The following is a 19,015-nucleotide window of genomic DNA, read 5'->3' as shown; positions in this document are numbered from 1 at the left end:
CGAACGCCCGCGCCCGTTCCCCGACAAAGGGAGCGGCCGGGGGATGTGGCCGGGGGTGGGTGGTGCACTAACCTCCGGGCATGCGGACCGAGCGTGGCATACGTCGGTCCCTGCTGGCCGCCCTCGCCCTGACGGTCACGAGCATCGTCGTCAACTACTCGACCTCCGAGGTGCCGGCCTTCCTGGCCGGCAACCTGTGGATCGCGTGGACGCTGACCGGGCTCTGCGTCAGCGGTTACCTGCTGCTGGAGTTCCGGCCGGACGCGCCGCCGGGCGACCTGGAGCAGGTGAGCGCCCGCGCCCGGCGACGCTACCTGCGTACCGCCCTGGAACTGGACTCGATACCGGTGGGTCCGACGGTGGAGGTCACGACGGTCGAGTACGGGGAGGGCCCCCAGCGGCGGGTCCTGGTGCCGGATCGCGACCTGTGTGTCCTGCCGCCGCAGTGGTCACTGGCCGAGGCGGTGGGGGCAGGGGGGACGAGAGCCGTCGACCTGCGGACGGCCCTGTCCGAGGCCGACCTCGCCCGGGCCACGCCGCTGCCGCACCGGTTCGTCGTGCGGGGCACCAGCCGTGCGGCGACCGTCGTCGTCCTGCACATCATCACGGACCTCGCGTACCTCCAGGCGGTCGCCAAGCGGCCACTGCGGCGGCGGTTCGCCGGGATCGGGCTGCTCGACCGGGGCGGAATCCTGCCGTATCTGGACACCGCCGCGCTGCACGAGGGGCGGGTCGAGGTGGTCGGCACCGTAGGGACGCTCGGCCTGGTCGTCGCGGTCGAGTGCGCGGGCGGGCGGCCCGTGTCGCGCAGCCGCTACCTGCTCGTCGTCCGTGCCGGGATCCGCTATCCCGAGGATGTGTGGCTGTCCCCGGCGACCGGTCGCCCGCTGCTGTCGGACCCGGAACCGCGACGAGCCCGGGTGGCGTTCGAGTCACCCCAGCCCAACGGCCTCGCCACGGACGTCTTCGCCTGTGCCGTCGACGGCCGGCGAATGGTCAACCTGACCAGGAAGGACCTCGACAGCTACGACGGTTTCGGCGACGGCGAGTCCGCACAGTGGGTGGACCAGCGGCACCTGCGCGTCGTCTCCCAGCTGACCCCCGACCGGCACACCCGGATCGTGCAGGATCCCGGCTGACGTCCGGCGGACCCGTCCCCCAAACGGACGGAAGGTGTGAACAGGCGTAGCACGGGAAGAAGCAGCCGTGACATGGGGGAAGCTGTTCATACCGGATACCCCGCTGCCGGAGATCATCCTCCGCGGCAGCGTCATGTACCTCACCCTGTTCCTGCTACTGCGCGTCCTGTTGAAGCGGGAGAGCGGTGCGACCAGCGCCACCGACCTGCTCGTCATCGTGCTCATCGCCGACGCGGCGCAGAACGGCCTGGCCGACGACTACACCTCGATCACCGACGGGGTCGTCCTCGTCGCCGTCATCATCGGCTGGTCGTACGTCCTCGACGCCATCTCCTACCGGTGGCCTGCGGCCGCCCGCCTGATCCGCCCCGGCTCACTGCTGCTGGTCCGCGACGGCAGGATGCTGCGTCGCAACATGCGCCGGGAGCTGATCACCGAGGACGAGCTGCAGACCCAGCTGCGCCAACACGGCGTCCAGGACCTCGCCCAGGTGCGGGAGGTCCGCATGGAGTCCGACGGCCGCTTCAGCGTCATCCCGCGTGACGACCCGCCGGTCACCCGTCGCGGTTGAGGGCCACGATGGTCCCGTTGAGCGCGGTGGCGAACATCGTCCACGCGGCGTAGGGGGCCAGCGCGAGACCGGAGAGCCGATCGGTGCGGGCGGCGCGCCGCAGCACGACCAGGTTGGAGACGTTCAGCGCGGCGATCTCGGCCAGCGCGGCCGTGGGCCTGCGGGCCCGGAAGAACAGCACGGTCCAGCCGGCGTTGAGAGCCAGATTCAGCGCGTACGCGCGGGTGAAGGCAGCCCGTTCGGCGCCACCGGTGCGGTTCAGCGTCCGGGTTCCGGCCACCGCGATCAGCCCGTACAGCGGGGTCCAGACCAGGGGGAACGCGGCGGGTGGCGGCTGCCAGCGGGGCTTGCGCAGACGCCGGTACCAACGCGATGACGGGTCGGTGGACACGCTGCCGGCGGCGGCCGTGGCGGCGACGGCGACGCCGGTCGTGATCCAGTGCGGGGGTCGCATGAGGTCCCGGTACCCGTCCGGCCCTCGGTCAACCGTGCCCGGCGCCCATCCGTCCGGCCGTCAGCCGGCCGCGGAGCGGTCCACGACCCCCGGCAGCGGTGTGCCTCCCGGAAAGGCCGAGTCGAGCAGCGCGACCCCGTTCTGCGGGTGGGCGCGCTCGACCAGGCCCGCACGAGCGGCCCGCTTCTCGGCGCGGTCGACGGCCAGGGCCTCGTTGCGGTGCCGTTCCAGCGCCGGGTCGCACTGCCCGTCCCGGTTGAACGACCACATCAGCATCGGGTCGCCCAGCGGCAGGGCGTCGCCCGGGCCGGTGTCGTGGCGGCCGGTGTGCCAGGTGTGCCAGGTCTTGCCGTAGCTGTTCATCAGCATCGCCATCAGCGCCCGCTCGGCCGGCTCGGGCAGCCCGGGGGCGATCAGCGACCCGCCGAGCACCTCGAAGTTGTGCGGATGCCAGTAACGGTGTTCGCTCTCCGGCAGCGTCCCGTACAACCGCTCGGAGACGATGTACTCCACGCCGATGAGGTTCGCCTCGGCGGTGTTGCCGTCGAACAGCACGCACTGCAGGAAGTCGTCGTTGACCTGCCGGCAGTAGTGGTGGGCCTCCATCTGCATCGCCGGGTCGTCCCGGGCCGGGTGGAAGCCGACGACGTACGCGTCGAAGCCCTTCAGCGGCGTCGACTCCTGCAGGACCTTCGCCCCGAGGTTCAACCCCTGGTGCCAGAGGCTGGTCGACTCGCCGGGTGGTCGGAGCGGGCTGTCGCGGCGCTGGCTCGGCACGGTCGGCTCCCGTCCTGGGCGACTCGGACTCGTTCCCGACGCTACGCCTCCCGACCGTCCGCCGGTGGTGTTCGTGAACCCGCGGGGAAACCGTCGCGGAAAGTGCGGCCCGGACGGTGTGCGACCGGGCGGCCCGGGTACCCCCCGGGGCCCGGGAACCGGCACAGGTGGAGGGACCATGAGCGACGCGACGGGAGAGCCGCGCCACGACGGGTGGGCCGGCAACATGACCGGACAGTTCGCCCAGGAGGTGGGCGGCATCGTCCGCGATGAGCTGCGGGCCGCCCGGGACCACGTGATCGGTGCCGTACGCCCGGCCGGCCTGGGCGTCGCCCTGCTGGCCACCGCGGGCGGCTGCCTGGTGCTCGGCGCGGGCGCCGCCTCGACCACCGTGCTGCGGATGCTGGAGACGTTTCTGCCGCGCCGGCTGGCGACGGCCGGCCTCACCGCCGGCTACCTCGCCGGGGCCCTGGTGCTCGGCCGGCTGGGGCTCCAGCAGCTGCGTGCGGCCGGTGGCGCCTCGGCCTGGCTCGCCGACGAGGTGAGCGACATGGTGTCGACCACCGCGAACCGGGTGGTGCCGGCCGGGGCCGAGGCGGCCCGCGACGCGGTCAACCGACAGGGCTGAGCCGCAGGTCGTTGCCGGGTCGGTGGGCCGTGGCCGCCGGCTGGGTGCCCGCCTCCCCCGCCCCCACGGCCCGCGCAGCCTCCACCTGAGCCAGCCCTCCGATGCCCGGCCGGACGCCGCGCATCGGCCGCTCTGCGCCGCCTGTCCGGTTCCGCCCGCCGGTCGGCCGGACCGCGGGCCGCCGCCGTGGCCCCACGACGCCTGACCGGTACCCGACGCTGCTGGTCGGACGCCTCCCGCCCGACGTAGCCTTGGCCGCCACATGCGTGAACCCATGCGTGTTCCGGCCTCCGGGGGAGAGGTGGGGGGAGCCGTGAAGCGTCACGCCGCCCACTGGGCGCGGCGCGGACTGACCGTCCTCGCCGTGATCGTGGTGGCCTTCGCCGGGGTCACCGGCGGCACCCTGCTCGCCGGGCGGGTGACCGCGGACGTGGGACCGCTGACCGTGCGGTTGCAGCTCAGCCCCTCCACCGACGGCGGCAGCCAGATCTCGGTGCCGCCGCTGGGGTCGCTCTTCCTCGACACCCACTCCGGCCCCGCGCGGCTGACCGCCAGCCTCGACTCGCTCGACCAGAAGCGCGCCCAGGCGCTCATCGGCGCACCGGAGGGACTGGCCGCCGCGGGCGCCTCCGCGCCCGACGACATCCGCGACGCCCTGATCCGGCTGGGTCTGCGGACCGTCGCCGCGTCCGTCCTCGGCACGATGCTGCTGGCGGCGTTGACGTTCCGTTCGACCCGGCGCACGGCCTGGGCCGGGACGCTCGCGCTGGCCATCACCGGCGGCGCGCTGGGCGCCGCCGCGCTCACCGTACGACCCGGCGCGATCGCCGAGCCACGGTACGAGGGGCTGCTGGTCAACGCGCCGACGCTGATCGGCGACGCCCGCCGGATCAGCGACGACTACACGCGCTACGCCGACCAGCTGCAACGGCTCGTCGGCAACGTGGGCAAGTTGTACAGCACGATGTCCGACCTGCCCGTCTACGAGGCCAGCCCGGACACCACCCGGGTGCTGCACGTGTCGGACCTGCACCTCAACCCCGCCGCCTGGCCCGTCATCCGCACCGTGGTCGAGCAGTTCGACATCGATCTCGTCATCGACACCGGCGACATCACCGACTGGGGCAGCGAGCCGGAGACCGCGTACGTGTCGACGATCCGGCAGCTCAAGGTCCCGTACGTCTACATCCGCGGCAACCACGACTCTGCCCGCACCGCCGCCGCCGTCGCCGGTCAACCCAACGCCGTCGTCCTCGACAACACGATCACCGACGTCGCCGGGATCCGCATCGCCGGCATCGGCGACCCCCGTTTCACCCCCGACAAGCAGGAGACCGACGCCGGCCCGTGGGCGGAGGGGGCGACCAGCCCGGCGGCCGCCGGTCAACGGCTCGCCGACACCGTTCGTGCCGCCGGTGGCCCGGTCGACATCGCCCTGGTGCACGATCCGGCGTCGGCCGAGCCGCTCGCCGGAGCGGTGCCGCTGGTCCTCGCCGGGCACACCCACCAGCGCGACGTCCGCATGCTGCCCGCACCCGACGGTGAGCCCGCGACGCGGCTGGCCGTGCAGGGCTCCAGCGGCGGGGCCGGGCTGCGTGGGCTGGAGCACGAGGAGCCCACCCCGCTGGCCATGTCCGTCCTGTACTTCGGCCCCGACCACCGGCTCGAGGCGTACGACGACATCCGCGTGGGCGGCACGGGGCTCGCCCAGGTGAGCCTCGACCGGCGGGTGCTGGACGCGGTCCCGCCGCCGGAGGCGGCCGGCGCGGGGGCGGGGGAGGTTCCGGCGGCGACGCCGTCACCGGCCGCTGCCGAACCCCGGCCCGTCGAGCCGACGCGCTGAACGGCGCCGCGCGACGGCGTCGGCGCCCCCGGTCAGCCCAGCAGGTCCTCCCCGCCCGTGAGTCGCAACTGGCGGCGTACGGCCACCGACGCGCGGACGATCCTGATCTTCGTGCCCCGGTTGGCGTCCACGATGATCACGGCGACCATGCCGGTGACGCCGGGGTCGATCTCCAGTAGGCCCGCCAGGTCGAGTTCCAGCGTCGCCGGGCGGTTGACGCGCAGGATCTCGCCCAACGCGGCGCGCAGGGCACCGACGTCAGCGCGTCCGACCGATCCGCGCAGGACGACGGTGACCACTCCCGCCGACCGGATCATCGACGTGATCGAGAGTGCGCTCATCGGGCTCGGCCGTGCCGGGCCGACAGCCACAGGGCGTTGCACACGTCGAAGACGCCGGGCACGTCCCAGGCGAGTTCTCCCGCGGCCTCGCGGGCCCCTGGACTGCCCACCGTTCCGGTCAGGATAACGACCCGGTTCTGCACGGTGACCGTGATCTGCTGACGCCGGGTGTGCCAGTCCACGCAGATCCGTTGCGCGACCAGGGCGGCGAGGCGCACGTCCTCCTCGAGGGGATCCGGATCGTCCGCCGGGCCGAAGTGGGACTCGTCGGGATACGGCCAGGGAAGCGTCATCGGCTCTCTCCGCAGGGGACGGGGTTCGGGTCGGTGGTCGGCGTACGGACGGGGGTCACTCCGGCGCGCCGGTCGGCACCGTGGTCAGTCCGCCGAGAGCGATCGCGCGACTCTCCAGGACCGGGAACAGGCCGTCGAGCCGCATCGTGTGCAGCACGGTCAGTACGAATCGGGACGGACCCACCAGGCACAGCGTCACCCCGCGCTCGCGCGCCTCCTGGTGGGCGCGGACCAGGACGCCGAGTCCGACCGAGTTGATGATCTCCACGTCGGTGAGGTCGACCAGCACGCGGCGGCCGACCTCGATCGACTCCCGCAGCGCCCGTCGTACCGCCTCCGCCGGGTCGGCGTCGACGACGGCCGGGTCGTGGCCGAGTTCGTCGAGGTCGTCGATCCCGAACAGGTGCTGCGGCCGGCCGTCGCCGTGAGCCGCGCCGTTCGCGCCGGTCGTTGCGGCGGTGACGTCGCAGCGGGGGCAGTGGTGCGGCCCGGAGGCGAACGGCGAGCCCGCCCACCCGTGCTCCAGCACGAGCGTCCAGACGACCTCGGCGTCGGGCAGGACGCGGGCGGTCCCGGTGATCGTGTCGCCGCAGCCGTCACAGATCAGCGTCATGGTGTGGTCCGAGGGTACGACGGTCATCGCGCCTCCTCTCGATCGTCACCGGGCTGCTGCCCCGGCCGGCGGAGCGGCTGTGGCCGCTTGGCGGTGCGCTGAGCGGGGCCGGTCGAGAGGTCGGCCGGGCGCTGCCGGCCGGCGAGGACGGCGAACACCACCGCGAGACCGGCGGAGCCGGTCTGCACGAGCAGCCACCACGCGCCCGGTTCGCCGACACCGGCGCCGGCGACGCGGACGAGGATGGAGCCGAGCAGCGCGGCGGCCACGCCGAGCGCGAGGGTCAGCCAGACGGGCACGGTCGTGCGGCCCGGTACGACGAACCGGCCGGCACCGCCGACCGCGAGTCCGACGACGAGTGCACTGAGGAGCGCGCTGCCGGTCACTGATCCCTCCTGTCGTTGCGCCGTTCACCGCTCCGGGGAGGGCGACGTCCCGTTCGCCCGGCGCCTGACCACTCTCGGTGACGATCTTGGAGGGGACCGCGCAGTCGTATGACAGTTGTGTGACAAATGCCGAGGACGGCCGGCACGGTTGGGCGACACGCCGGTGACCGGGGATGATGCCGCTATGACGGCCGTACTGGTGATCGAGGACGACGCCCGGATCCGGCTGGCCATGGTGCTCGCGCTCGAGGACGAGGGTTACGACACACACGGGGTCGCCACCGCCGAGGAGGGGCTGCGGTGGCAGCGGACGACGCCGGCGGACAACGTGCTGGTCGACCTGATGCTGCCGGGCATGGACGGCTTCGAGTGCATCCGGCAGCTGCGCCGCGACGACGACGTCCCCATCGTGGTGATCAGCGCCCGGGACGACACCCACGACATCGTGGCGGCCCTCGAAGCCGGCGCCGACGACTACGTCGTGAAGCCGGTGGCGATCAAGGAACTGTCGGCGCGCCTGCGGGCGCTGCGCCGTCGGGGTCGAGCCACGCAGGTGTCCGCGCAGGTGTTCGGTGACCTGGAGATCAGCCCCGAGGCCGGCGAGGTGCGCCGGGCCGGTCGACCCGTACCGGTCACCCGCACCGAGTTCCGGCTCCTCTGCGAACTGGCCGAACACGCCGGCAAGGTGTTGTCCCGCCAGCAGTTGCTGCAGCGCGTGTGGGGCTACGACACCGGCGACGAACGGCTCGTCGACGTGCACGTCGGCCGCGTCCGGCAGAAGATCGAGCCGGACCCCACCAACCCGCGGCACCTGGTCACCCTCCGCGGACTCGGCTACAAGTTGCAGCGATGACCCGTCTCGGTCTGCGTGCCCGCGTCACCGCCGGCTTCGCCGTCGGCGCGCTGCTGCTCGCCGCGTCGATGGCGCTGTTCTCGTACGACCTCACCCGACGCTCCCTGCTGGAGGAACGGGAACGCACCGCGATTCGCGCCGCCTACTTCGACGCGGCCGTCGTCCGCACCGGGCTGGAGAGCGACGCCCCGGACGTGGTGGAGATCCTGCGGTCCCTGGACACCGGCAGCATCCGGCGTCCCCTGCTGCACCGCGGCGACCGGTGGTACGCCCGCACCGCGGAGACCGGACCCGGCGCGATTCCCGTCGAGATGCGCCACCTCGTCCGCTCCGGCACTCCGGCGGTCCAGCGGGTCCGGGTCAACGGGCAGCCGGTCCTGCTCGTCGGCGTGCCGCTGTCCGGCACCACCAGTTACTACGAACTCACCTCACTGCGCGAGGTCGAGCAGACGTTCCAGGTGGTGGCGCTGACGCTGACCGCCGTGGCGATCATGATCGCCGGCTCGGGAGCCGCCCTCGGCTGGTACGCCACCCGGCGCAGTGTCCGCCCCCTGACCGCGGTGGCCGACGCCGCCGAGAAGATCGCCGCCGGGGACTTCAGCACCCGACTCGACCCCACCACCGACCCGGACCTGACGCGCCTGTCCAGCTCGTTCAACCACATGGTCGACCAGCTCGTGCAGCGCATCGAGCGGGACCGGCGCTTCGCCGCCGACGTCAGCCACGAGCTGCGCTCGCCGCTGCAGACCCTCGCGGCCGCCGCGAGCGTCCTGTCCCGCCGGCGTGCGCAGCACGACGAGCGCACCGCCACCGCCGCGGGCCTGGTCGCCGACGAGATCGCCCGCTTCCAGCGCCTGGTCGACGACCTGATCCAGCTCGCCCGCACGGAGCAGCCCGCGCAGCGGCAACCGGTCGACGTCGTGGCCCTCGCCCGGAACGCCTGCCGTACCCGGTCACTGCCCGAGACCCTCGTCCGCGCCGACCCGAACACGTCGCACACCTGGTCGGTGGACCGGCGCCGGGTCGAGCAGATCCTGCTCAACCTGCTCGACAACGCCGTCCGGTACGGCCGGGGTCCGGTCGCGGTGCGCCTGTCCGGCCGGGATCCCGACACCGCTGTCCTCGAGGTCGACGACCAGGGCCCCGGTGTGCCGGCCGCCGACCGGGAACTCATCTTCGGCCGATTCGTCCGCGGACGCGCCGCGCACGACCGCGCCGACAGCGACGGCACGGGCCTCGGCCTGGCGCTCGTCGCTCAGCACGCCGCGGCCCACGGCGGCCGGGCGGGCGTGACCGACCGCCCCGGCGGGGGTGCCCGGTTCTGGGTGGAGCTGCCCGGGAGGCGGCCGTGAGAGCACGCCTCTGGACGGTCGGCCTCGTGATCCTGCTGGGCGGGTGCGGCGTGCCGACCGACGACGTCCCGCGGGCCGTCGAGGTGCCACCCGGCCCCTTCCCGACGCCGATCACCGGCGGCCCGACCGCCACCGGAGGACGGGTCGACCAGACGCTCTGCTACGTCCGGGACGACCGCATCGACCGGGTCGTACGCCGCACGGACACGCTGCCCGGCGTCGAGGAGCACCTGCGGCAGCTGCTCGCCGGCCCGCGCGCGCCGGAACTCGACCGGGGCGTGAGCAGCGCCCTGCCCGGCACGATCACCGTCGCCGGCGCCCAGGTCGACGGTACCGTCGTCGAGGTCGACGTCCGGCCGGCCGGCGAGGAGACCGGCCGCAGCGACGAGGTGCTCGCCTTCGGTCAGATCGTCTGCACCCTCACGTCGCGCGGCGACGTGACCGGGGTGTCCTTCCGGCGGGCCGGGCAACCGCTGGACGTACCCCGCGCCGACGGCTCCCTGACCCAGGGCCCACTCACCACGGCCGACTACGCGCCGCTGCTGCGCCACGGTTGACGCTTGCGGACGGCCACTACCATCGCCGGGACCGGCGCGCCGTAGACGGAGGTAGCGATGTCCACATCGGAGGTGCTCGTCGCGTTCGACGGCGACCTCGGCCACGCCGACCAGCTCGCCGGCGACCTCGCCGACTTCCTCACCCGTCGGGATCCGACGCTGCCGGTCCAGCGCCGCCGCACCGACGCGCGCAGCCAGGACTTCGGCGCCACGCTCGCCATCGTGCTCGGCTCCAGCGCGGTGACCACGCTGGCCGCCGGCATCGCGGCCTGGTTGCGTCGCCGGCAGGACGCCCACCTCGAACTACGCCGCACGCTCCCGGACGGCCAGGTCGTGCAGGTGAAGCTGCGTGGCCAGGCCACCGCCCGCACGGAGCGGATCGTCACGGACTTCCTCAACGGCTGACCGGTGCTGGACCCACGACGTACGCTCGCCGTCCTCTGCGGCGCGCAGAGCTGGCCGCACCTGGCCCACTTCGAACCGGCCGCGGCCTTCAGCAACTCGGCCACGGCCCTGCGCTCCTATCTCGGTGACGCCGACGGCGCCGGCCTGCCCGACGAGAACGTGCTCTGGCTCTTCGACGAGCCGAACGCCGTCGCCCACTACGAGCGGATCGCCGCCTTCCTCACCGCGCGACTGGCCGCCCTCGACGCGCCGCAGGGCGCCGACACGCTGGTGCTCTTCGCGTACATCGGACACGGCACCTTCTTCGGCCCGGCGAAGGAGTACTGCCTCCTGGTCACCGACACTCGCGCCCCCATCGAGGCCGACACCAGCCTGCGGCTGTCGACACTCGCCGGCCTGCTGCGCGCCTGCGCCCCCCGCAGCTCGCGGCTGCTCCTGCTCGACTGCTGCTTCGCCGGGGTCGCGGCGACGTACTTCTACCAGAGCGGCGGCCCGCGGGAGATCGCGTCGGCGAAGGCCGCCGAGATCGTCCGCGCGACTCCGGGGGACCGGGGCGTGGCGATCCTCTGCGCCGCCAGCGCCGTGGACGGCGCCCGCCTGGCCGACCCCTCGACCGTCACCCTGTTCCACCGCGAACTGCTCGCCGTGCTCGCCGCCGGTGATCCGGAGACGCCCGGCGCGCTCAGCCCGCGCCGGGTCTGCGACCTCGTCTACGCCGCGCTGCTCGCCTCCGGTGCGGAGCACCCGCCCCGCCCCGAGGTCCACGTCCCGGACCAGAGCGGCGGCGACCTGGGCAACGCCGCGATCTTCCCGAACCGGGCCGCACCCCGGAGCGCCGACGAACGCGGTCCCGCCGGCGGCGGCCCGGACGTCGACGGTCGGGCCGGTGGCGGTACGGGCGACGGCGGTGCCGGTGGCGGCGGCGGCGATCCGACATCCCGCACCGGCCCGTTGGCGCGGGAGGCGTTCCTCAACCGGGTGACGATGCTGCTCCGCATGAGGCAGGGCACCTCGTTCCACGTCGTCCCGGACATCCCGCTGCGACTCTCGGACGTGGTCCGCGGACACCACGCGATGGCCGACGATGAACGGCTCCTCGCCGTCCTGGACCTGTCCTTCTTCCGGCGCGGAAAACTGAGCGCCGCCTTCACCGACCGGGGTTTCCGCTACCGGGCCTCGCGCCACCACTCCAGCGCGCTCAACCTCCCCTACGACGTCTTCCCGCGCTGCACCTTCGGGCCTGGTTTCGTGGAGCGCGGCACCCCGAGCGGCCAGCGGTGGAAGGTGGACGCGGTCACCGTGACGACGCCCACCCGCACGGCCGTGCTCGACTTCCCCAACATGCCGAGCGGGACGGTGCCGGCCATGCGGCAGCTCCTGAAGGACATCGCCGACCTCGTCGCCGAGCACCAGGGCGCCACCGGCGACCAGCGGTGACCGCCGGCCGCACCGCCGAGCGTTCTCAGCCGCGCAGGTCGCGTCGCCGGTAGCCGGCCGCACCGAGCAGCCCGAGCGCGGCGGCCGTGGCCAGCATGACCGCCGCCGCGGGCCAGTCCGGGGGCAGGTCCGGGACGGGCGCGAGGTGCGCGAACGGCGAGAGACGACCGACCCAGGGTGGCGCGCCGGTGCTGTCGGCGAGGACGTGCAGGAGGAACCCGCCGGCCGCCGGCAGGGCTCCCACGGCCGTGACGGCGCCGGGCGCCCAGCCCAACGCGAGCACCGCCGCGCCCAGGCAGAGCAGCACGACCGGCAGCACGTTGACGGCGCCGGCGAGGGCCGCGTCCAGCGCCAGCGGCGCGTCGACCACGGCGCAGCCCACCCAGGTCAGCAGGCCGGCCCCGACGGCGAGCAGGAGCGCGCCCACGCCGGTGACGGCGACCTCCGCGACCAACAGCCGAACCCGGGTGACCGGCTGGGCGTACAGCAGCGTCAGGCGGCGACCGGTCTCGTCCGCGGCGGTGGCCGCGACGCGAACGGCGACGAAGACGGCGATCGGGATCGCGAGCAGCGCGAACAGAGCCGCCACGTAACCCTCGACCGACCCGAGCCCGGCGAACCCGGCCTCGGCGGCGAGGTCGGCGAATCGGGGGTTGGCGGCGAGGAACTCGGTCATCGACACCGCGAGCAGACCGATCAGCAGGTAGTAGGAGCCGACCCCGGCCGCCCAGCCGAGAAGGGGGCGCGCCAGACGTCGGGCGGCGAAACCCGGCACCGACCCCAGCAGCCACCGGCGGGACGCGCGCGCCGACGGGGCGGCCAGCCATCCACCGCGTACGTCCCGGTGCCCGGCCGCGACCACGGCGGCGACGGCCAGCGCGGCGGTGGTGGCCATGAGCGCCACCAGCGGCAGGACACGGTCGGACGCGTACGGTCGGGCCAGCGCGGCCAGTCCGAACGGGGACAGCCACCGGAGCCAGCCCAGCGCGTCCACCCCGTCACCGACCATCCGGGCGAGCAGGCCCGTCCCGAGCAGCGCGACCGCCGCGCCGGTGGCCGCCCCGCGGGTGGGGAACACCTGGGCGGCGAGGGTGCCAGCGGCGACGAAGTGGAGCCCGACCAGGGCCAGGCACGCGCCGTGCAGCAGGGCACCCGGAACGGCGGTACCGGCGGCGACGAGCGCGCCCACGGTCACGAGACCGACCGCCAGAAGCGTGCCGGCCAGCACGGCCAGGTGCCGGGCCACGATCCCGGCGACCGGCACCCGTCCGGCGGCCAGCAGCTCCCACCGACCGGTCTCCTCCTCGCCTCGGGTGACCCGGGTGGCGGTGAGCAGTCCCCACACACCCAGCAGCACGGCGAGCACCGTGCCGGTCCGCCACACCGTGAACCCGCCGGGGTCGCCCAGGGCGATCGGCTCGCCGAACAGGGTGCGGATGGCGGGGTTCTCGGCGAGGGCGGCGAGCGCGGCGGCGTCGAGCGCGTCGCCGACGGTGCTCGCGTAGGTGGCGGCGACCATCGCGGACATCCCGGCGACGACCGCGGCGACGACCAGGCCGCCCCGCCGGACCTGGCGCCACGCCAGCGCGGTCACCGCGCTCCCGCCGGCACGTCCGCTGAGTCGGACGCCGCCGGGCGCGGGAGCGTCGACGGCGGTCACCGGGACTCCCGGGTGTAGTAGTCGAGGAAGATCTCCTCCAGCGTCGGCTCGGTGATCCGTACCGCCTGGACCTGGGCGTCGGCGAGGGCGCGCAGCGCCGGTGCCGGCGGGCCGGTCAGGGTGAACCGCAGTTGCCCGGGCCCGACCTGTTCCACGGCGTCGACGCCGGCGACCGCGCGCAGGTCCGGTGGCGTGCCGGTGAAGCCGACGTCGACCTGGCTGCGGTGCAGCCGGCGCAGCTGCGCGACCGGGGCGACCTCGACCAGGTGGCCGGCGCGCAGGATCGCCACCTGGTCGCACACCGCCTCGACCTCCGCCAGCTGATGGGAGCTGAGGAAGACCGTCTGACCGCGGTCGCGGGCCTGGGCCACCGCGGCCTGGAACTCCCGTTCCATCAGCGGATCCAGTCCGCTGGTCGGTTCGTCGAGCACGAGCAGGGGAGCGCGGGTCGCGAACGCGGCGATCAGGGCCACCTTCTGCCGGTTACCGGTGGAGTACGCCCGCCCCGGCACCGACAGGTCCACGGCGAACCGCTCGACCAACTCGTCCCGGTAGGCCCGGTCGACGCCCGGCCCGACCCGCCCCAGCAGCTCCAGGATCTCCGCGCCGGTCAGGGAGGGCCAGAGCGCGACGTCGGCGGGCACGTAGGCGAGCGATCGGTGCGCCACCGCCACGTCCGCGGCGTCGGTGTCGAAGATCCAGGCTCGGCCGGCGGTCGGGCGGGCCAGACCGAGCAGCAGCCGGATGGTGGTGGACTTGCCGGCGCCGTTCGGGCCGAGGAAACCGAAGACCTGCCCGGCCGGCACGGTCAGATCCAGCCCGTCCAGCGCGTGGACGGAGCCGTAGCGTTTGGTCAGGGCGACGGTGCGGATGGCGGCGACGGCCATGGGAGGCACTCCTGATCGACGGCGAACACGACCGCCGACCAGACTTCCCGGCACACCGGTGACGAGCGTACGCGTCGGACGACGAGGGCGGAAGGTGCGCCGGCGGGCTCAGCCGCGGGTCGTCTGGTCCTCGTAGACGTCCGGCACGCCGTCGGCGTCGGTGTCCCGCTCCTCAATGGTGCAGATGCGCTGGTAGTGGCGGTTCCGGGCGCGCAGGATGACGGCCGCCAGCACCGCCGCCAGCAGCGACCCGAGCAGGACCCCGATCTTGGTGTGGTCGTCGCGTTCCGTGCCGGCGCCGAACGCGAGTTCGCCGATCAGCAGGGACACGGTGAAGCCCATGCCGGCCAGCAGCGCCAACCCGAGCACGTCCCACCAGGCGAGGCCCGAGGCCAGGCGGGCCCGGGTGAACCGCTGCACCAACCAGGTCGCACCGAAGACCCCGACGGCCTTGCCCACGACCAGCCCGACGATCACCCCGAGCGCCACGGAGTCGGTGAGCGACGCGCCGAGCCCGCCCGCCCCGGCCACCGAGACACCGGCGGCGAAGAAGGCGAACACCGGCACCGCGACACCGGCCGACAGGGGGCGGAACCGGTGCTCGAAGTGCTCGGCCAGCCCCGGCCCCGGCCCGGGCGTGCGTCGCAGCACCGGCACGGTGAAGGCGAGGGCCACCCCGGCGACCGTGGCGTGCACCCCGGAGGCGTGCACGAGCGCCCAGGTCACCGCGGCCAACGGCAGCAACACCCACCAGGACCGCACTCGGCGCTGCACCAGCAGGCCGAAGATGGCCAGCGGGACCAGTGCCCCGAGCAGCGGGAGGAAGTGCAGCGAACTGGTGTAGAAGATGGCGATGATCACGATGGCGAGCAGGTCGTCGACGACCGCGAGCGTCAGCAGGAAGGTCCGCATCGCCGCCGGCAGGTGGGTGTTGATCACCCCGAGCACGGCGAGGGCGAACGCGATGTCGGTCGCGGTCGGGATCGCCCAACCGGTCAGGGCGTCGCCGCCGGCTCCCGCGTTGAACGCCACGTAGATCAGGGCCGGCACCGTCATGCCACCCAGCGCGGCGGCCACCGGCAGGATCGCCCGGCGTGGCTGGCGCAGGTCACCGGCGACGAACTCCCGCTTGAGCTCCAGCCCGGCCACGAAGAAGAAGATCGCCAGCAAACCGTCGGCCGCCCACGCCGCCAGGGACAGGTCCAGGTGCAGGGCGGCGGGCCCGACCTCGGCGTCGCTCAGCGCCCGGTACCCCTCGGACCACGGCGAGTTGGCCCAGGCGAGCGCGAGCACCGCGGCCGCCAGGAGCAGGAGCCCGCCGACGGTCTCCGTGCGCAGAATGTCCCCGACCCGCCGAACCTCGGGCCAACTGCCACGGGAGAAGAGGTGTGGCGTGCGGCTGCCGGGCGGGGTGGCCATCAGGATGCCTCCAGTGGGGTCGACGAGGGGACCGCCGACCAGACTTCCCGGCACACCTGGCTCAACACTATCCGATGCGCGATCATGACGCGCCGTGGGAGTGCGGCCCGCAGTGGCGAGCGTCCGGCCCGGCCCGGCGTCAACCGGGCCGCGCCGCGATCCGCTCAGTTCGACCAGTTGGCGAATGCCCCGACCTCGTAGGAGCCGCCGCGCTGGTGCACGATCACCGCGAGCCGGTTGGCCGCGTTGATGAGGGCGACCAGGGCGACCAGCGCCCCGATCTGATCGTCGTCGTAGTGCTTGCGCACCTGCTCCCAGGTCTCGTCGGACACGCCCTGGTGGGCGTCGGCGAGCCGGGTGCCCTCCTCGGCGAGCGCCAGCGCGGCCCGCTCCGCCTCCGTGAACACGGTCGACTCGCGCCAGGCGGCGACCAGGTGGAGCCGGACCGAGGTCTCGCCGGCGGCCAGGGCCTCCTTGGTGTGCATGTCGATGCACCAGCCGCAGCCGTTGATCTGGCTCGCGCGCAGCGACACCAGCTCCTGGGTCGACGCCGGCAGGGGCGACTGGTGGATCACCAGGCCGGCGTTGGCGAAGCGCTTGGCGAACTTGACGGCGATCTCGTTGTCGAACATGTTGAACCGGGTGTCCATCGTTCCGTCCTCACTGCTCGTGTGCACTGGACGACCATGGGATGCCGGCCACCCGGGCGGTGTGACAGCCCGGTCACGTGACGCGCGACACGTCGCCGGTCGCGATGCGGGTGTCACAGCGGGCCGCCGGTCGGCATCTGATGGGTGACCCGGCCCGGAGCGAAGAGGAGCCCACCATGCCCGGCACGGCGCAGACCCGACCCGACGACCGGGGCCCCGGCCGCGACGGGCGTCCGGACAGCGCGACCGAGGCGTTCCTCGGCCACCGCAACCTGCTGTTCACCGTCGCGTACGAGATGCTCGGCTCGGCCGCCGACGCGGAGGACGTCCTGCAGGAGACCTGGCTGCGGTGGGCGGGCGTCGACCCGGACACGGTCCGTGACCCGCGGGCGTACCTCGTGCGGATCACCACCCGGCAGGCGCTGGTCCGGCTGCGCACGGTCCGTCGGCGCCGGGAGGCGTACGTCGGCTCCTGGCTGCCCGAGCCCCTGCTGACCGCACCCGACGTGGCCGAGGACGTCGCGTTGGCCGACAGCGTGTCGATGGCGATGCTGCTGGTGCTGGAGACGCTCGCGCCGACCGAGCGGGCGGTGTTCGTGCTGCGCGAGGTGTTCGACCTCGGGTACGACGAGATCGCCGAAGCGGTCGACAAGAGCCCGAGCGCGGTCCGGCAGATCGCCCACCGGGCACGGGCGCACGTCGCGGCGCGCCGGCCACGCCGGGTCGTCTCGGCGGCCGACACCCGGTACGCGCTCGACGCGTTCCAGCGGGCGGTCGAGACGGGCGACCTGCAGAGCCTGCTCGACATCCTCGCCCCGGACGTCGTCCTGCTCGGTGACGGTGGCGGGATCAAGCAGGCCGTGCTGCGCCCCGTGGTGGGGGCGGAGAAGGTCGTACGCCTGCTGACGGCCGGGCTGGATCGGGTCGCCGGCACCGTCGCGCTCACCTCGGCGCAGGTCAACGGCTACCCGGCGCTGATCTTCCGGATGAACGGCGAGCTCGACACCGTCGTGGCCGTCCGTATCGACGACGGCCTCGTCACCGGGCTCTACGCCGTGCGCAATCCCGAGAAGCTGTCGCACATGGCGGGGGAGAACATCCTGCGCCGGTGAGGGCGGCCCGCGGTGACGGGACCCGACGGGCCGGGTGGCTCAGTTCCACGGTTCGGCGTCGGGATCCTCGCCCAGCAGCCGGGCGCTCTGGTCGCACAGGTCCGCACCGAACAGTTGGTTGCCCCGGCTGTCGGTGCCCCACGTCTCGTCGGCGCCGACGGCGACGGCCCGCCAGCTGTAGCCGTCGGCCCGCCACTGCCGGACCCGCTGGGCGATCTCGGTGGTCAGGGTCAGCCCCCATTCGTCGCGCACGCCCCGAATCTAGGGCGACGGTCCGGGGCCGGCGCGCGGCACGTCGAGGAGGGGCGAATCGCGACGCGCGGCGGCGTACTGTGATCGTTCCGCTGCGTTCGGTAGAGTACGGGCCCTGATCGTCGAAGGGTGTCGGGATGACTCGACGGGGCGGACGGTGGAGACCGGCGGCGCTGCGCCTCGGGCTCCTGCTCGCCGGCACCGCCGTCGCCTGGGCCGCCCACGAGGCCGCGACCGCCCCGGCCGCACGCGCCGCCGACCGTCCACCCGGCACGGTGGTCGACACCGCGATCGACGTGCTCAGCGGGGTTCTCGGCCCGGTCCTCACGGTGGTGACGCCGTCGGCGCCGGGTCCCGCCGCCGCGCCCGGGCCCGAAGCGAGCCGGCCGGCGCCACCGGCGTCGCACGCGTCGGCCCGGCCGGGCAAGCCGGCGCCGACAGCGCCGGCCAGCACGACGCCCCGCACCTCCCGGACGGACACGGCGACGCCGACGGTTCGGCCCGACACGGCGACGTCCCGGGCCCGGCCCACGCGGGACCGGGCCGTTCCGCCACCGGCACGCCCTGACCAGGCACCCGCGCGCGTCGCGGACCGGCCCCCGAGCCGAGGGGTGGAGGGACCGGTGCCGGCGCTCCTGACCCCGGTGGCCGAGGCCCTGCGACCCGTCACCGAGCCGGTACGCGCGACGGTGCTCGCCCCGCTGGCCGACCTCGTCGGTCCGGCCGTCCGGCCGCTGGCCCCGGTCCTCGCGCCCGTCGGCGGCGCGTTGGCACCCGTCCTCGCGCCCCTGGCGCCGGTCCTGGAACCGCTCGAACCGGTGACCGACCTGCTGGTCCCACGCGCCGACCCGCAACCCGTGCCGCCACCCGCCGCTGGGCCGACCGATCCCGTCGACCCGTGGCTGCCCGAGGCTCGGCCGCCGTCCCAGGACGTGCCGGTCGCATCGCCACCTCCCGGGAGCCCTGACCCGGCTCCGCGGTTCGGCCCGGTCGCCGGGAGCGCTACCGCCTGGAGCGCCCACCGCCCGGCGGCGACGTCGACGCCCTCGGGCTTCTCGGCGCGTTCGCACGGCGCTGACGGGCACGACCCGAGCCGGCAGCGCGCCGACCGCGCGCCGGTCCCCGGAGCCAGCGGCGCCGGGTCGCCGCAGGGCACCGCTGCCGGCCACGTCGTCGACGCCGACGTCGCCCGGGTGTGCTGGGCGCCGCCCGCCCTGGTCGCGCGGGCGCGTACGGCGGCCGACGGCCGGACGCTCTGCTCCCGCTGGCCCCGCCCGGGCGCCCGACCGGCCTGACCGGTCGACCCTCGCCCGCCGCGAGCCCGCTGAGCCGCACACCTGTCAGCCTGACGGCCCCTGGTGGCCCTGCGCCGGCCCGCCGTGCCCG

At 74.2% G+C, this 19,015-nt stretch carries 22 protein-coding genes; 11 read left to right on the top strand and 11 right to left on the bottom strand.

Going from position 1 to position 19,015, the window contains the following annotated elements; genetic code table 11:
• Nucleotides 1–80: 80 nt before the first annotated feature.
• The gene (locus tag GA0070620_RS05910; RefSeq protein WP_091588931.1) at nucleotides 81–1,139 is read left to right on the top strand and encodes a hypothetical protein; all 1,059 of its coding nucleotides are present in this window, start codon (nucleotides 81–83) and stop codon (nucleotides 1,137–1,139) included.
• A 67-nt stretch (nucleotides 1,140–1,206) separates the two neighbouring features.
• Nucleotides 1,207–1,710 carry a DUF421 domain-containing protein gene (locus tag GA0070620_RS05905; RefSeq protein ID WP_231922249.1) on the top strand — a complete coding sequence of 168 codons (504 nt, stop codon included), beginning with the start codon at nucleotides 1,207–1,209 and terminating at the stop codon, nucleotides 1,708–1,710.
• Here the strand turns inward: GA0070620_RS05905 and GA0070620_RS05900 are convergent.
• A complete protein-coding gene (locus GA0070620_RS05900; RefSeq protein WP_091588930.1) occupies nucleotides 1,694–2,164 on the bottom strand; it encodes a TspO/MBR family protein in 471 nt (156 codons plus the stop codon). The two genes, GA0070620_RS05905 and GA0070620_RS05900, sit on opposite strands and share 17 nt — an antisense overlap.
• A 60-nt stretch (nucleotides 2,165–2,224) precedes the next feature.
• On the bottom strand, nucleotides 2,225–2,941 hold the full coding sequence (locus GA0070620_RS05895; RefSeq protein ID WP_172836386.1) for an OBAP family protein: 717 nt from the start codon (nucleotides 2,939–2,941) through the stop codon (nucleotides 2,225–2,227).
• Nucleotides 2,942–3,119: 178 nt separating this feature from the next.
• On the opposite strand from GA0070620_RS05895, the gene GA0070620_RS05890 reads away from it, so the two are divergent.
• Together GA0070620_RS05890 and GA0070620_RS05885 are read left to right on the top strand one after the other, a co-directional pair.
• Complete coding sequence (locus tag GA0070620_RS05890; protein WP_091588929.1) at nucleotides 3,120–3,569, top strand: phage holin family protein; 450 nt, start codon at nucleotides 3,120–3,122, stop codon at nucleotides 3,567–3,569.
• A gap of 274 nt (nucleotides 3,570–3,843) precedes the next feature.
• A complete protein-coding gene (locus GA0070620_RS05885) occupies nucleotides 3,844–5,412 on the top strand; it encodes a metallophosphoesterase (RefSeq protein WP_377520568.1) in 1,569 nt (522 codons plus the stop codon).
• 32 nt (nucleotides 5,413–5,444) lie between these two features.
• Here the strand turns inward: GA0070620_RS05885 and GA0070620_RS05880 are convergent, their stop codons facing one another.
• From GA0070620_RS05880 to GA0070620_RS05865, 4 genes are read right to left on the bottom strand one after another with little or no spacing between them, the layout of a single operon-like run.
• A complete protein-coding gene (locus GA0070620_RS05880) occupies nucleotides 5,445–5,753 on the bottom strand; it encodes an STAS domain-containing protein (protein ID WP_091588927.1) in 309 nt (102 codons plus the stop codon).
• Nucleotides 5,750–6,046 (bottom strand): BON domain-containing protein, encoded by a 297-nt coding sequence (locus tag GA0070620_RS05875; protein WP_091588926.1) that lies wholly within the window; start codon nucleotides 6,044–6,046, stop codon nucleotides 5,750–5,752. Before GA0070620_RS05875 ends, GA0070620_RS05880 begins: the two co-directional genes overlap by 4 nt.
• Before the next feature lie 55 nt (nucleotides 6,047–6,101).
• Nucleotides 6,102–6,686 (bottom strand): STAS domain-containing protein, encoded by a 585-nt coding sequence (locus GA0070620_RS05870; protein ID WP_091588925.1) that lies wholly within the window; start codon nucleotides 6,684–6,686, stop codon nucleotides 6,102–6,104.
• Entirely contained in the window at nucleotides 6,683–7,045 is a 363-nt protein-coding gene (locus tag GA0070620_RS05865; RefSeq protein ID WP_091588924.1) for a hypothetical protein, read from the bottom strand. Before GA0070620_RS05865 ends, GA0070620_RS05870 begins: the two co-directional genes overlap by 4 nt.
• A gap of 184 nt (nucleotides 7,046–7,229) precedes the next feature.
• Here GA0070620_RS05865 and GA0070620_RS05860 point away from each other — a divergent pair, with 184 nt between their 5' ends.
• The 5 genes from GA0070620_RS05860 to GA0070620_RS05840 are packed head-to-tail and all read left to right on the top strand — an operon-like array spanning nucleotide 7,230 to nucleotide 11,649.
• Nucleotides 7,230–7,898, top strand: coding sequence for a response regulator transcription factor (locus tag GA0070620_RS05860; protein ID WP_091588923.1), 669 nt, complete (start codon nucleotides 7,230–7,232; stop codon nucleotides 7,896–7,898).
• Nucleotides 7,895–9,250: a sensor histidine kinase gene (locus tag GA0070620_RS05855; protein WP_091588922.1), complete on the top strand. Its 1,356-nt coding sequence runs from the start codon at nucleotides 7,895–7,897 to the stop codon at nucleotides 9,248–9,250. The genes GA0070620_RS05860 and GA0070620_RS05855 overlap by 4 nt, the downstream gene beginning before the upstream one ends.
• Nucleotides 9,247–9,807 carry a GerMN domain-containing protein gene (locus tag GA0070620_RS05850; protein ID WP_091588921.1) on the top strand — a complete coding sequence of 187 codons (561 nt, stop codon included), beginning with the start codon at nucleotides 9,247–9,249 and terminating at the stop codon, nucleotides 9,805–9,807. The genes GA0070620_RS05855 and GA0070620_RS05850 overlap by 4 nt, the downstream gene beginning before the upstream one ends.
• Nucleotides 9,808–9,864: 57 nt before the next feature.
• Complete coding sequence (locus GA0070620_RS05845) at nucleotides 9,865–10,212, top strand: effector-associated constant component EACC1 (protein WP_091588920.1); 348 nt, start codon at nucleotides 9,865–9,867, stop codon at nucleotides 10,210–10,212.
• 3 nt (nucleotides 10,213–10,215) lie between these two features.
• On the top strand, nucleotides 10,216–11,649 hold the full coding sequence (locus tag GA0070620_RS05840; protein ID WP_091588919.1) for a hypothetical protein: 1,434 nt from the start codon (nucleotides 10,216–10,218) through the stop codon (nucleotides 11,647–11,649).
• 25 nt (nucleotides 11,650–11,674) lie between these two features.
• Here GA0070620_RS05840 and GA0070620_RS05835 read toward each other — a convergent pair whose 3' ends face one another.
• From GA0070620_RS05835 to GA0070620_RS05820, 4 genes are all read right to left on the bottom strand, one after another.
• Nucleotides 11,675–13,309 carry an ABC transporter permease gene (locus GA0070620_RS05835; protein WP_091588918.1) on the bottom strand — a complete coding sequence of 545 codons (1,635 nt, stop codon included), beginning with the start codon at nucleotides 13,307–13,309 and terminating at the stop codon, nucleotides 11,675–11,677.
• A complete protein-coding gene (locus GA0070620_RS05830; RefSeq protein WP_091588917.1) occupies nucleotides 13,306–14,196 on the bottom strand; it encodes an ABC transporter ATP-binding protein in 891 nt (296 codons plus the stop codon). The genes GA0070620_RS05835 and GA0070620_RS05830 overlap by 4 nt, the downstream gene beginning before the upstream one ends.
• A 108-nt stretch (nucleotides 14,197–14,304) precedes the next feature.
• A complete protein-coding gene (gene nhaA, locus GA0070620_RS05825) occupies nucleotides 14,305–15,615 on the bottom strand; it encodes a Na+/H+ antiporter NhaA (protein ID WP_091588916.1) in 1,311 nt (436 codons plus the stop codon).
• Nucleotides 15,616–15,779: 164 nt separating this feature from the next.
• Nucleotides 15,780–16,265 (bottom strand): carboxymuconolactone decarboxylase family protein, encoded by a 486-nt coding sequence (locus GA0070620_RS05820; protein ID WP_091588915.1) that lies wholly within the window; start codon nucleotides 16,263–16,265, stop codon nucleotides 15,780–15,782.
• A gap of 176 nt (nucleotides 16,266–16,441) precedes the next feature.
• Between GA0070620_RS05820 and GA0070620_RS05815 the strand changes: the two genes are divergently transcribed.
• Entirely contained in the window at nucleotides 16,442–17,377 is a 936-nt protein-coding gene (locus GA0070620_RS05815; RefSeq protein WP_091598110.1) for an RNA polymerase sigma-70 factor, read from the top strand.
• Nucleotides 17,378–17,416: 39 nt separating this feature from the next.
• On the opposite strand, the gene GA0070620_RS05810 is transcribed toward GA0070620_RS05815, so the two are convergent.
• Nucleotides 17,417–17,629: a hypothetical protein gene (locus GA0070620_RS05810; RefSeq protein ID WP_197677676.1), complete on the bottom strand. Its 213-nt coding sequence runs from the start codon at nucleotides 17,627–17,629 to the stop codon at nucleotides 17,417–17,419.
• A 137-nt stretch (nucleotides 17,630–17,766) separates the two neighbouring features.
• Between GA0070620_RS05810 and GA0070620_RS05805 the strand changes: the two genes are divergently transcribed.
• Nucleotides 17,767–18,924: a hypothetical protein gene (locus GA0070620_RS05805; RefSeq protein WP_091588914.1), complete on the top strand. Its 1,158-nt coding sequence runs from the start codon at nucleotides 17,767–17,769 to the stop codon at nucleotides 18,922–18,924.
• Nucleotides 18,925–19,015 lie beyond the last annotated feature (91 nt).

It is taken from the genome of Micromonospora krabiensis (genome assembly GCF_900091425.1).
Lineage (GTDB): Bacteria > Actinomycetota > Actinomycetes > Mycobacteriales > Micromonosporaceae > Micromonospora > Micromonospora krabiensis.
This window is presented reverse-complemented; position numbering and strand designations above follow the sequence as displayed.

Coding starts and splice junctions, on each gene's coding strand:
- GA0070620_RS05845 (WP_091588920.1), top strand. CDS start 9,865: ATGTCCACATCGGAGGTGCTCGTCGCGTTCGACGGCGACCTCGGCCAC.
- GA0070620_RS05900 (WP_091588930.1), bottom strand. CDS start 2,164: ATGCGACCCCCGCACTGGATCACGACCGGCGTCGCCGTCGCCGCCACG.
- GA0070620_RS05820 (WP_091588915.1), bottom strand. CDS start 16,265: ATGGACACCCGGTTCAACATGTTCGACAACGAGATCGCCGTCAAGTTC.
- GA0070620_RS05890 (WP_091588929.1), top strand. CDS start 3,120: ATGAGCGACGCGACGGGAGAGCCGCGCCACGACGGGTGGGCCGGCAAC.
- GA0070620_RS05805 (WP_091588914.1), top strand. CDS start 17,767: ATGACTCGACGGGGCGGACGGTGGAGACCGGCGGCGCTGCGCCTCGGG.
- GA0070620_RS05910 (WP_091588931.1), top strand. CDS start 81: ATGCGGACCGAGCGTGGCATACGTCGGTCCCTGCTGGCCGCCCTCGCC.
- GA0070620_RS05860 (WP_091588923.1), top strand. CDS start 7,230: ATGACGGCCGTACTGGTGATCGAGGACGACGCCCGGATCCGGCTGGCC.
- GA0070620_RS05815 (WP_091598110.1), top strand. CDS start 16,442: ATGCCCGGCACGGCGCAGACCCGACCCGACGACCGGGGCCCCGGCCGC.
- nhaA (WP_091588916.1), bottom strand. CDS start 15,615: ATGGCCACCCCGCCCGGCAGCCGCACGCCACACCTCTTCTCCCGTGGC.
- GA0070620_RS05875 (WP_091588926.1), bottom strand. CDS start 6,046: ATGACGCTTCCCTGGCCGTATCCCGACGAGTCCCACTTCGGCCCGGCG.
- GA0070620_RS05880 (WP_091588927.1), bottom strand. CDS start 5,753: ATGAGCGCACTCTCGATCACGTCGATGATCCGGTCGGCGGGAGTGGTC.
- GA0070620_RS05855 (WP_091588922.1), top strand. CDS start 7,895: ATGACCCGTCTCGGTCTGCGTGCCCGCGTCACCGCCGGCTTCGCCGTC.
- GA0070620_RS05885 (WP_377520568.1), top strand. CDS start 3,844: ATGCGTGTTCCGGCCTCCGGGGGAGAGGTGGGGGGAGCCGTGAAGCGT.
- GA0070620_RS05830 (WP_091588917.1), bottom strand. CDS start 14,196: ATGGCCGTCGCCGCCATCCGCACCGTCGCCCTGACCAAACGCTACGGC.
- GA0070620_RS05870 (WP_091588925.1), bottom strand. CDS start 6,686: ATGACCGTCGTACCCTCGGACCACACCATGACGCTGATCTGTGACGGC.